Here is an 11325-nt window from a genome sequence, read left to right on the forward strand (position 1 = left end):
AGGATGCACGAATTGCAAATGCACCCGCGCGCTTGCGAGCCATCGCGTCTCCGTGGGAGAAGCCCGCTCGACGGCGCGCCAGGGCGGTCGTCACCCTAGAGGTGCGAGGACGAAGGGGATCGTCGTGGCGGAGGCCCCGGACACTTTGCCCAGGCGCGTCGAGGTCTGCGCCCCGGCCCGGCTGCATTTCGGGTTCCTCGACCTGCATGGCGGCCTCGGCCGGCGCTTCGGCAGCATCGGCCTCGCCGTCGACGGGCCGGCCCTGCGCCTCTCCGCCGAGGCCGGCCCGGAGCTGACCGTCGAAGGCCTTGAGGCCGAGCGGGTCTGCGCCTATGCCGCCGCCGCGGCCACCCATCTCGGGATCGAGGCCGGGGCCGCCTTCCAGCTCGAGCAAGCCATTCCCACCCATGCCGGCTTCGGTTCGGGCACGCAGCTCGCGCTCGCCGTCGCCGCGTCGCTCGCGCGGCTCCACGGAAAAGCCTTCTCGCCCGCCGCCTTCGCCGCCGTGCTGGACCGCGGCAACCGCTCCGGCGTCGGGCTTGCCGCCTTCACGGATGGGGGCCTCATCGTCGACGGCGGTCGCGATGGCAGCGGCGACCCGCCGCCGGTGATCGCGCGGCTCCCCTATCCGGAGGCCTGGCGCATCGTTCTGATCCTCGACGAGAGCATGCGCGGCGTCCACGGCAGCCGCGAGCTCGAGGCGTTTCGCGACCTGCCGCGCTTCCCCGAGGCCCAGGCCGCCGAGATCTGCCGGACCGTGCTGATGCAGGTGCTGCCCGCCGCCGCGACCGCCGAGCCGCAGGGTTTCGGCGCGGGCATCACCGCGATCCAGCGCCTGATCGGCGATCACTTCGCGCCCCATCAGGGCGGTCGCTATGCCAGCCCGGTGGTGGCCCAGGTCCTGGCGTCCCTCGCCGCCGAGGGCGTGGCCGGCTACGGACAGAGCTCGTGGGGGCCGACCGGCTTCGCGCTCATGCCCTCCGAGGCGGAGGCCCGCGCCCTCGTCGCGCGGCTGGAACGGCCGGGTCCCTTGCGCTTTCTGGTTGCACGTGGTCGCAATGCCGGGGCCTTGGTCACCGCGCTTTAAGGAGCGATGGTGTAGACGGCCTCGACCGAACCGGCGACGAGCCGCGTTGACTGACCTCGCCCCTGCCGGGACTGCGGCAGCCGCGACCAAGCGGAGGGAGACCATAGATGGCCCGCTCGATCCTGCACATGCTCACGCCGTTGAAGCATATGAGCCCCTTCGACGTGAACATGGCCGTGGATGCCGGGTTCGAGACGGTCGCAACCTACGAGAACGTCACGCTGCCCGACGTGACCTCGCTGGTGCAGGATTCGATCTTCTCCCGCGCGCCCGGGGACGGCGTGCGCACCGGCATCTTCATCGGCGGCAAGAACGCCGAGGACGCCCTCGACATGATGGACCGTGCCAAGAAGGCGCTGGTGCCGCCGTTTGCCAATCACATCATCGCCGACCCGGCCGGCTCCTTCACCACCGGCGCGGCGATGGTCGCCGAGGTCACCCGCGCGCTCAAGGCGAAGTTCGACACGGATCTCAACGGCAAGCGCATCGTGATCTTCGGCGGCGCCGGCGTCGTCGCCTACGTCGCGGCCGTCATCGGGGCGCTCAACGGCGCCAAGACGGTGCTCGTCGGCCATGACGGCGAGGAGCGGGTCTCGAAGATCGCCTTCACCATGAAATGGCGCTTCGGCATCGAGGTGGGCTCGGTCGACGGCTCGACGCCGGAAGCCCGACGCGAAGCGATTCGCGAGGCGGACGTCATCCTCTCGGCGGGTCCCGCCGGCATCCCGATCCTCTCGGCCGAGGATCTCGAATGCGCGCCCAAGCTCCTCGTCGCCTCCGACGTGAACGCGGTGCCGCCGGCCGGCATCGCCGGCATCGACGTGAACGCGGTGGACGTCGCGCTGCCCACCGGCAAGGGCGTCGGCATCGGCGCGCTCGCCGTCGGCAACGTGAAGTATCAGACCCAGGCCCAGCTCTTCCGGCGGATGCTTGACTCCAAGGAGCCCCTGATCCTCGATTTCCGCGACGCCTACACGCTGGCCGTCAAGGTTTCGGGCTGAACTCGCCCGACCTACGAAACCGGTCCTGACGCGTGCCCCGATCCGGGGGCGCGGCGGTGCTCATCGCCGCCCAGTCCGGCCGCGCGCTCGCCCAGGCCGCGCGCCGGGCGGGCCTCATCCCGCTCGTCCTCGACCTGTTCGGCGACGCCGACACCCTCGCCCTCGCCGAGCACCACCGGACGGCGCGCGGGCGCTTCGGCGCAACGCGCCTCGGCGAGGACGTCCTGCGGCAGCTGGATGAGCTGGCGGGATTGTCCCGCACCCCACCCATCGGCATCGTGCTCGGCAGCGGGTTCGAGGGCGCGCCGGACCTCATGGCGGCGGTCGCCCGGCGCCACCGGCTGATCGGGGCGAGCCCTGGAGCCGTCGCGGCTCTCAAGGACCCGCTCGGCTTCGCGGCGCTTTGCGCCCGATTGTCGATCCCTCATCCACCCGTGACGCTCGACCCTCTCGCCGACCGAGCGGGTTGGCTCCTGAAGCGGGCCGGCGGCTCGGGCGGCAGCCATATCCGCGCCGCGGGCGCCGGCCGCGCCCCGCCGGGTGCCTATTTCCAGGCCCGCATGCCCGGCCGCGCCCACGCGCTCGCCATCCTCGCGGATGGACGAGGCTTGGAAATCGTCGGCTTCACCGAGCAATGGAGCGCTCCATCCCAGCTGCGCCCCCATCGCTACGGCGGAGCCCTGGAGCGCGGGGCGACCGAACACCCCGCCCTGCCGCCCGCCCTCGAGGCCGAGATCGCCGGGGCCGTCGCCCGTATCGTCGCCGCCACCGGTCTGCGCGGGCTCGCCAGCGCCGATTTCCTCCTCGAGGGCGAGGCCTGGTGGCTTACCGAGATCAATCCGCGGCCCGGCGCGACCCTCGACGTGCTGGACCGGCGCCCGACCCCGCTCCTCGCCGCCCATATCGCGGCGAGCCTCGGGCGACTTTCGCGCATGGAGGCCGCGCCGAGTGATGCGGCGGCGGCCGCAATCTGTTACGCGGCAACGAAGTACGCCCCGGTGCCCCCGATCCGCTGGCCGGATTTCGTGCGTGACCGCCCCCGCGCCGGCAGCTCCGTCGCGCGAGAGGCGCCGCTCTGCACGCTGATCGCCGAAGGACCGGACGCGGCGGCGGTGCGAACGCGATTGGGGGAGAGGGCCAACATGCTCGGCGCTCTCCTGAGGCCAAGAGAGGACGACGATGAGCACGAGTGCGACCGGCGCGAGCCGTAGATTCCCGAGCGTCAACGCGCTCACGGCGCCCCTGGTCGAGCGGCTCGCGGCCGATGCCGAGGCCCTGCGCCTCGCGGTGACGAACGAGAACGGCGCCCGCATGATCGATGCCGGCGCCAATGTCCGCGGCTCGATCGAGGCCGGGCGCCGCATCGCCGAGATCTGCCTCGGCGGCTTGGGCACCGTCACCATCGCCCCGACCGGCCCGATCGCGTCCTGGCCCTACTCGGTGATCGTGCATTCCGCCGATCCCGTCATCGCCTGCCTGGGCAGCCAATATGCCGGTTGGAGCCTCGCCGACGAGGATGGCGGCTCGGACTTCTTCGCGCTCGGCTCCGGCCCCGGCCGGGCGGTGGCGGTGGTGGAGCACCTCTACGAGGAGCTCGGCTATCGCGACACCGCGACGAAGACGGCGCTCGTCCTCGAGGGCGCGGGCGGCCCGCCGGCCTCGGTCATCGCCAAGGTCGCCGAGGCCACCGGCCTCTCGGCCGGGGACCTCACCTTCATCTATGCGCCGACCCAGAGCCTCGCCGGCGCGACCCAGGTCGTCGCCCGCGTCCTCGAAGTGGCGCTGCACAAGGCGCACACGGTGGGCTTCGACCTCCACAAGATCCTCGACGGGATCGGGTCGGCGCCGCTCTCGCCGCAGCATCCGGACTTCATCAAGGCGATGGGCCGCACCAACGACGCCATCATCTACGGCGGGCGGGTGCAGCTCTTCGTCGAGGCCGACGATTCCGAGGCCCGGCAACTGGCCGAGCAGGTGCCCAGCACCAACTCGAAGGATCACGGTGCTCCCTTCGCCGAGATCTTCTCCCGCGTGAACGGAGACTTCTACAAGATCGACGGCGCCCTGTTCTCGCCCGCCGAGGTGATCGTCACCTCCGTCACCACGGGCAAGAGCTTCCGCGGGGGCAAGCTGATGCCGGAGCTGGTCGAGGCGTCCTTCGCCTGAAGTGCGCGCTTGAACCCTCTCCCCTCTGCGGGGGAGGGTGCCCGAAGGCCGGGCGGGAGAGGGGAGCACCGCCCCTTCCGGAGAGGTCGCAATCCCCTCGCCCGGCCCGCTGCGCGGGCCACCCTCGCCCGTAAGGGGGTATCGGAACCACCTGAGAGTCACGACAACGATGCGCATCGGGCTCGCCGCCGATAACGGCAATTGGCACAAGGGGCGCCTTCTGGCGGCCCTGCGCGCGCTCGGCGTCGAGCCGGTGCTGTTCTCGCTCTCCGACGTCGCGGTGGTCACCCGCGGGCCCGAGCCCCTGCGCGTGCCGGGCTTTCCCGAGGCATTGCCCGACGGGCTCCTCCTGCGCACCATCGCGGGCGGCACCTTCGAGGCCACCACGATGCGGCTCGGCGTGCTCCACGCGCTCGCCGCCGCCGGCACGGTCGTCTGGAACGCGCCCGTCGCCATCGAGCGCTCCGTCGACAAGGCGATGACGAGCCTGCTCATCGCGCGGGCCGGGCTGCCGACGCCCGACACCTTCGTGTTCTCCAAGCGCGAGGCCGCCGCCGAATGCGTGGCCCGCGAGGCCCGGCCCGGCCGGCCGATCGTGCTCAAGCCCCTGTTCGGCTCGCAAGGCGAGGGGCTTCAGCTCATCGAGCGGCCCGAGGACCTGCCCGGCGAGGAGGCGGTCTCCCGCGTCTATTACCTGCAGCGCTACGTGCCCCGTACCGACGGGCTCTGGCGCGACTACCGCGTCTTCGTCTGCGAGGGCCGGACCATCGCCGGCATGATCCGCGAGGGCGACGGCTGGATCACCAACGTCCATCGCGGCGGCCGGCCGCTGCCCTGGGCGATGCCGCCGCGCGCGGCCGAGCTCGCCGAGCGGGCCGCGGCGGCGGTCGGGGTCGATTATTCCGGGGTCGACCTCGTCGAGGACGGGGAGGGCGGCTACCTCGTCCTCGAGGTCAATTCGATGCCCGCCTGGTCGGGCCTGCAGAAGGTGACGGAGGTCGACATCGCGGGCGCCGTCGCCCGCGGCTTCCTCAACGCGGTGCGCGCGTCGAGGCCGCCCCGCCTCGTGGCGGCCCAGGGGTGAGCGGCCTCTCGTCCGCACAGATCGCGGCCGCCTACCGCGTGAGCTGCCTCGACGAGCTCGACGCGCTCAAGCCAGGCAACGTCCACGCCTTCGCCGACGGCCACCGCATGCGGGTCGCCGATTTCGTCGCGAGCGCCGAGGTCTCGACGCCCCATCTCGCGCAGGCTGGCGCGGGGGTCGGGACGCGGGTGCGCGGCGGTGTGAAGGCGACGCTCGCCGCGACGGACCAGAACACCAATCTCGGCATCCTGCTTCTCTGCGCCCCCCTGGCCCTGGCGGCGGAGCGCGGCGGCCCGCTGCGCCCGGCCCTGCAGGGCGTCCTTGAAGGACTCGATCCGCGGGATGCGGCCGATGTCTTTTCCGCGATCCGCCTCGCCAATCCCGGCGGCCTCGGCCGGGCGGAGCGGCACGACATCCACGATCCCGGTGCGGCCTTGCTTCAGGCGGCGATGGCGGAGGCGGCGCCCCGCGACCGCATCGCCCGCGCCTACGTCACGGGCTTCGAGGACCTGTTCACGATCGGCCTGCCCGCCCTTGAGGCGGCGCGCGCGCGCGGCCTGACGCCACCCTGGAGCACCACCGCCGTGTTCCTCGCCTATCTCGCGCGCGTGGCCGACAGCCACATCGCGCGCAAGCACGGCGCGGCCCGGGCGGAAGCCGTCCGCGTCGAGGCCGCCGCGCTGCTCTCCCTCGACCTCGGCACGGCGCCCGTCGCCGACCTTCTGGCCCACGACGCGCGCCTGAAGGCGGCGAATCTCAACCCGGGTACCAGCGCGGATTTCACGGTGGCGACGCTCTTCCTCGATCGTCTGACCGCTGCTGCGGGAGTCGAATCCTGACGGCCGAATGCGGCCCGGATGCGATCCCGGCAGCCAGGTTCATGAAACCGCAACCGGTCCGCTCATTTGGCAAAATCTCGGCCGTGAGACGGGTTGTTCCTGGCCGGGGTGCAGAGTAGGGTCCGCGCCGCGATCCGGGCTAACCGGTCCGGCCTCAAGGGCTGGACGCCGTGAACAAGGATGGCTTACGGCCGCGCCCGCCCTCGGGGCGGTCACCTTTCAAGACTCCTGGGAGAAACCCCACATGGCAAAGATCAACAAGCTGCAGGTCGGCGAAGCCCTCGTCGGCGACGGCAACGAGGTGGCCCATATCGACCTCATCATCGGACCGCGCGGCTCGCCGGCCGAGACCGCGTTCGCCAACGGCCTCGTGAACAACAAGCACGGCTTCACCAGCCTGCTCGCGGTCATCGCGCCGAACCTGCCTTGCAAGCCCAACACCCTGATGTTCAACAAGGTGACCATCAACGACGCCCGTCAGGCCGTCCAGATGTTCGGCCCCGCCCAGCACGGCGTCGCGAAGGCGGTGCAGGATTGCGTCGCCGAAGGCACCATCCCGGCCGACGAGGCCGACGACCTGTTCATCCTGGTCGGCGTATTCATCCACTGGGAAGCGGCGGACGACGCCAAGATCCAGAAGTACAACTACGAGGCCACCAAGCTCTCGATCGAGCGCGCCGTGAAGGGCGAGCCGACCGCCCGCACCGTCACCGAGCAGCGCAACTCGGCGTCGCACCCCTTCGCCGCGAACGCTTAGATCGGGGGCAGTCCTGGGCAGAGCGAGCCTCCGCCCGCACCGCGGGGCCTGCTCCAGCGACTGGCTTCGATCTTCCTCGGACGATGAGACTAAAACGAAGGGGCGGCTCAGGCCGCCCCTTCTGCTTTGGCCCGGCCTAAGCGCCCGTCATGGATCGCCGAGGCAACGAGCGCCCCCGCGACTCCGCTCTCTTCAAGCACTCGGACGTCCTCCGGCCCGCGCACGCCGCCGGCCGCGTAGAGCTGGACCCCCGGGCGTCTGGCCCTGAGATCGCGCAGCCGCGCGAGGTCAGGCCCCGCACCGATCCCGACCCGGTCAAGGCTCATCGCGATCACCGAGCCCGGCCAGAGCCCGGGATCGTCGTGGAGGATGTCGGGGCCGAGCCGGGCGCCGGCGCGGGTGTCGAGGGAGAGCACGGCGCGGTCGCCGAGTTCGCGCACGAGGCGACCATCGCGCTGGCTCTCGCTGCCGATCACCGGTCGCCCCGATCCTGAATCGAGAAAGGCTGCGACCCCCTCCATCGTGGCGAACCCGGCATCGACCCAGAGCGTCACGCCGGGGCAGGCCGATGCGACGCGCCGCAGGAGCGCGAGGTCGGGCGGCACCTCGTCCATGATCGCGTCGAGGTCGGCGAGGTAGAGGATGTCGGCCCCCGTCGCGGCGATCAGGCCGCGGGCGACGTCCTCCGGCGCCGACCCCTTTGCCAAGGGCGTCGCGATCGGGGCATAGGAGGCGCGCTCCCCGGCCCTGGCCCGGACCGCGAGGCCGTGGCGCAGATCGACCACTGGAACGATCCGGAATTCCTCTCCCATCCCGACCTCATCTCCCGAGACGCGACCGTGCCAGCCTCACCTGAGCCCCCGACATCGCCGGTGATCGGCTGGGACCTCGGCGGCGTCCATGTCAAGGCGGCCCTCGTCGTGGCGGGCCGCGTGCGCGAGGTCGTGCAGGCCCCCTGTCCGCTCTGGCGCGGGCTCCCGGCCCTCGACGAGACCTTCTCGACGCTGCCGGACTGGGCGCGCGGCGAGGCCGACCACGCCGTCACGATGACCGGCGAGCTGACCGATTGCTTCGCCGACCGGACGGATGGGGTGGCGCAGCTCTCGGGCTGGGCGGCGGGGCACCTCGCCGGCCGGGTCCGACTCTATGCGGGGCGGGCGGGCTTCCTCGAACCCGAGGCCGCGCGCGCCGCCGCGGCGGACATCGCCTCGGCGAATTGGCACGCGACCGCCGCGCTCGCCGGCCGCGCCATCGGGCAGGCGCTCCTCGTCGATATCGGATCGACCACTGCCGACCTCATCCCGATCGTCGGCGGCCTGCCGGCCGCGACGGGCTACAGCGACGCCGAGCGCCTGGAGACGGGCGAGCTCGTCTATTCGGGCGTCGTGCGCACGCCGCTCGTCGCGCTCTGCATGCACGCGCCCTTCGGCGGGCGCCGCACGGCCTTGATGGCCGAGTATTTCGCGACCACCGCCGACATCTACCGGCTCACCGGCGACCTCGACGCGGCGGCCGACCAGCAGGACAGCGCCGACCTCAAGGGCAAGTCGATCCCAGAGACCGAGACCCGCCTCGCCCGGATAATCGGCCGCGACCGCGGGGAGGGCGATGCGGCGCAGTGGCGGGCGCTCGCGGCGCATTTCGCGGAGTGCCAGATCCGCCCGCTCCACGACGCGGCGGCGACGCTGCTCTCGCGACCGGACATGGCGGATGCGCCCCTCGTCGTCTGCGGCGCCGGCCGCTTCCTCGCCGAGCGGCTCGCCGCGCGCGTCGGGCGCCGCTTCCTGGCCCTGACGGAGCTGATTGCCGGGCGGCTCGACGGCGCCGGCCTAGACTGGGCCTCGACCTGCGGCCCGGCCCTCGCCGTCGGCCTCCTCGCCACCGACGATCCGATCCTTCAGCGGAGACCTGCATGAGCGCGACCCAGAAACTCGCCCGCCTCCTCGCGACGCGGTCGGGCCCCAACATCGAGCTCGCCCTCGCGACGGAGGGCGGGCAGACCCTGCGGGTGGTGGCCACGCCCGATCAGATCGACATGCTAATCGACGAGCTTGAGGACATCCTCAACTCGCCCCCGGACCCGGGGAGCGACGGGCCGCCCGAGGCGGCGTGAGACGCGCCTAGCGAAGAAAATCGCCGAAGGCCCTGGGCCCGTCCCCGACGGGGATGTCCTTGATGACCTTGAGCGTGGCGGCGTCCACGACGCTCACCGTGTTCGAGCCCCAGTTCGCCACGTAGAGCCGCCGCCCGTCCGAGGCGGCGGCGATCCCCTCGGGATGGTCGCCGACGTCGATCGTCGCGACCGGCGCGAGGCTGGCGGCATCGAACACGCTGACCGTGTTGCCGTACTGGTCGGTGACGAAGCCGCGCCCGGCGGCCAGGGCGACGACATAGGGACGATCGCCCGTCTTGAACCGGCCGACCTCACGTCCGGCGGCGACGTCGATCACGGAGACGTCGTTGCCAGTGACGTTGGCGGTGTAGGCCCGGGTGCCCGTCGCATCGAGGGTGATGCCGAAGGGGTGGTGGCCCACCTTGAGGCGGGCGCGCTCGCGCCGCGTCGTCGCATCGACGATCGAGACCGAATCGGCCTCCCGGTTCGCGACCAGGATCGTGGCGCCGTCCGGCGTCACGGCGATGCCCGAGGGCGAGGCCCCGGTCGCGATCTCGCCGTCGGGGACGAGGGCGCCGTCCCTGTTCACGAGGACGAAGACGCGGGCGGCGTACCAATCGGCGGCGTAGACCGCCCCCGTGACCGGGTTGACGGCGATGCCGAGCGGGCCGCCGGGAAGCGGCACGAGGCCGGTCACCCGCCGCGCGGCGAGGTCGATCACCGCGAGGCCGGGCCCGTCCGGCCTCGTCACGTAGGCGGTCGCCCTGTCGGGCGAGAGCGCGACGCCGGCCGGCGATCCCGGCACCGGGATCGAGGCGACGACGCGGGAGGCGTCGAGATCGATGATCTCGACGGCGTTGGCGCCCTGCACGGTGACGACCGCCTCGGCGGCCAGAGAGGCGAGGGGATGGGAGGCGATCAGCGCGGCAAGGCCAGCCCACAGAATGGACCGCATCATGAAGGCGATCCCGACCTCTGACGCAGCGCGACCTGGCTCCCTCTCCCATGGGGAGAGGGTTGGGGTGAGGGGCGTGCCCTTTCCGATAAGGTCACACACCTCACCCTGTCCCTCTCCTTCCAGGAGAGGGGACCCGCGCCACGCATCATCACGAAGCGATGCCGAACCTCAAGAGCCCTTCTCGACCTTCGCCTTGAGGTTCTCGAGGCCCGCCTTGTAGAGGCCGAGCACGGCCTTCTTCGAGGCCTCGTCGTTGAGGTCGGCCGGCGGATCGTTGTTCATGTAGCCGCGGTAGAAGGCGCCGCGCCAGGTGACCTTGCTCTTGGCGCCGTCGCCCGCGACCTCGATCGTGGAGGAATAATCGTTCACCGGCAGGGTCTTCACGTCGACCTTGGTGATCCGGTACGCCAGGCTCTTCTTGTCGGCATCGTGCTTGACGAGCTCTTCCTCGACGGTGGCGCCGCCCTTGAGCGTCAGCAAGCGCGTGGCCTTGGCCTCGTTGCCGCCCTTGCCCTCGGTCTTCTCGACCACGGGAATCCAGGCCGCATCCTGGAAATTGCCGACGGCGGCCCAGACCTTGTCGGCGGGCGCGTTGATCTCGATGGTCTCGGAAACCTTCTGGCGGGTCGGGCCGTGGGCCTGGGCGCTGGAGGCCACGACGGCGAAGGCCGCCATGGTCGCGAGGGCAATCATCTTCATGGGGCGTCGTCTCCTTGTGCGTGTCAGGGGGCGGCCTTGGGCCTGGCGAGGATGCGGTCCTCCCGCCCGAGGGCGGCGGCGACCTTGTCCTCGATCCAGTCCCAGGCCTCGCGCTCGGCGGGGCCGGCCGTCTTGTCGATCGCGATGGCGAGGTAGCGCATCTCGCCCAGGATCTTCTCGGAGTCCAGCATGTGGAGCCGCGTCGAGAGGATCGCGGCCTCCAGCACCGCGGCTTGCGCGCGGTTGTAGCCGAGGAAGGGCCGGTGGCTGGCCTGATGGAGCATGCGCCCGCGAAAGCGGGGCCGGGTGGCATCGTCATCCACCGCGACGACCTCGAACTCGGCGTGAGCGAAGCTGTCGGCGAGGCGCCGGCCCCGGATCTTCTCGCAGGCGACCACCGGCCAGTCGCGCCGCCCGGTAACGCAGCCGGCGATGACGCGCACGTCGTTCGGGGACGAGGCGGCGAAGCAGGGGCTCGCCTCCAGGTTCGCGATGGTCGGCGAGGGCCGGAATGGCGCCAGGATCCAGTCCTCGCCGTCGCGGATCAGCCCGAAGGGCACGAGGTGCAGGCTCCCGTCCGGCGAGAGCGTCGTGACGATGGTCTCCAAGATGAAGGCCACC

The 11325-nt window shown here is 71.7% G+C and carries 13 protein-coding genes; 9 read left to right on the top strand and 4 right to left on the bottom strand.

From position 1 onward, the window contains the following. Positions 1 to 124: 124 nt before the first annotated feature. From MFF55_RS23065 to fae, 7 genes are all read left to right on the top strand, one after another. Positions 125 to 1087 carry a beta-ribofuranosylaminobenzene 5'-phosphate synthase family protein gene (locus MFF55_RS23065; RefSeq protein ID WP_238246457.1) on the top strand — a complete coding sequence of 321 codons (963 nt, stop codon included), beginning with the start codon at positions 125 to 127 and terminating at the stop codon, positions 1085 to 1087. A 107-nt stretch (positions 1088 to 1194) separates the two neighbouring features. Then, entirely contained in the window at positions 1195 to 2088 is an 894-nt protein-coding gene (locus MFF55_RS23070) for an NAD(P)-dependent methylenetetrahydromethanopterin dehydrogenase (RefSeq protein WP_238246458.1), read from the top strand. A gap of 32 nt (positions 2089 to 2120) precedes the next feature. Then, complete coding sequence (locus MFF55_RS23075) at positions 2121 to 3299, top strand: ATP-grasp domain-containing protein (RefSeq protein ID WP_238246459.1); 1179 nt, start codon at positions 2121 to 2123, stop codon at positions 3297 to 3299. Continuing rightward, entirely contained in the window at positions 3268 to 4254 is a 987-nt protein-coding gene (gene mch / locus MFF55_RS23080; RefSeq protein ID WP_238246460.1) for a methenyltetrahydromethanopterin cyclohydrolase, read from the top strand. The genes MFF55_RS23075 and mch overlap by 32 nt, the downstream gene beginning before the upstream one ends. A 169-nt stretch (positions 4255 to 4423) precedes the next feature. Beyond that, positions 4424 to 5338 carry an ATP-grasp domain-containing protein gene (locus MFF55_RS23085; RefSeq protein ID WP_238246461.1) on the top strand — a complete coding sequence of 305 codons (915 nt, stop codon included), beginning with the start codon at positions 4424 to 4426 and terminating at the stop codon, positions 5336 to 5338. Beyond that, complete coding sequence (locus MFF55_RS23090) at positions 5335 to 6177, top strand: triphosphoribosyl-dephospho-CoA synthase (RefSeq protein WP_238246462.1); 843 nt, start codon at positions 5335 to 5337, stop codon at positions 6175 to 6177. The genes MFF55_RS23085 and MFF55_RS23090 overlap by 4 nt, the downstream gene beginning before the upstream one ends. 244 nt (positions 6178 to 6421) lie before the next feature. After that, positions 6422 to 6934 (top strand): formaldehyde-activating enzyme, encoded by a 513-nt coding sequence (gene fae / locus MFF55_RS23095; protein ID WP_238246463.1) that lies wholly within the window; start codon positions 6422 to 6424, stop codon positions 6932 to 6934. A gap of 107 nt (positions 6935 to 7041) precedes the next feature. Here the strand turns inward: fae and MFF55_RS23100 are convergent, their stop codons facing one another. Continuing rightward, entirely contained in the window at positions 7042 to 7746 is a 705-nt protein-coding gene (locus MFF55_RS23100) for a HisA/HisF-related TIM barrel protein (protein ID WP_238246464.1), read from the bottom strand. A 27-nt stretch (positions 7747 to 7773) separates the two neighbouring features. Between MFF55_RS23100 and MFF55_RS23105 the strand changes: the two genes are divergently transcribed. Further along, positions 7774 to 8850, top strand: coding sequence for a hydantoinase/oxoprolinase family protein (locus tag MFF55_RS23105; RefSeq protein ID WP_238246592.1), 1077 nt, complete (start codon positions 7774 to 7776; stop codon positions 8848 to 8850). After that, positions 8847 to 9047 (top strand): hypothetical protein, encoded by a 201-nt coding sequence (locus tag MFF55_RS23110; RefSeq protein WP_238246465.1) that lies wholly within the window; start codon positions 8847 to 8849, stop codon positions 9045 to 9047. The genes MFF55_RS23105 and MFF55_RS23110 overlap by 4 nt, the downstream gene beginning before the upstream one ends. Positions 9048 to 9054: 7 nt before the next feature. Here MFF55_RS23110 and MFF55_RS23115 read toward each other — a convergent pair whose 3' ends face one another. The 3 genes from MFF55_RS23115 to MFF55_RS23125 form a co-directional block, all read right to left on the bottom strand. After that, positions 9055 to 10002: a YVTN family beta-propeller repeat protein gene (locus MFF55_RS23115; RefSeq protein WP_238246593.1), complete on the bottom strand. Its 948-nt coding sequence runs from the start codon at positions 10000 to 10002 to the stop codon at positions 9055 to 9057. Positions 10003 to 10173: 171 nt separating this feature from the next. Next, positions 10174 to 10704, bottom strand: coding sequence for an SRPBCC family protein (locus tag MFF55_RS23120; RefSeq protein ID WP_238246466.1), 531 nt, complete (start codon positions 10702 to 10704; stop codon positions 10174 to 10176). 23 nt (positions 10705 to 10727) lie between these two features. Next, entirely contained in the window at positions 10728 to 11324 is a 597-nt protein-coding gene (locus MFF55_RS23125) for a DUF447 domain-containing protein (protein ID WP_238246467.1), read from the bottom strand. Position 11325 lies beyond the last annotated feature (1 nt).

Origin of the sequence: Methylobacterium iners (assembly GCF_022179305.1) — a bacterium.
GTDB lineage: Bacteria > Pseudomonadota > Alphaproteobacteria > Rhizobiales > Beijerinckiaceae > Methylobacterium > Methylobacterium iners.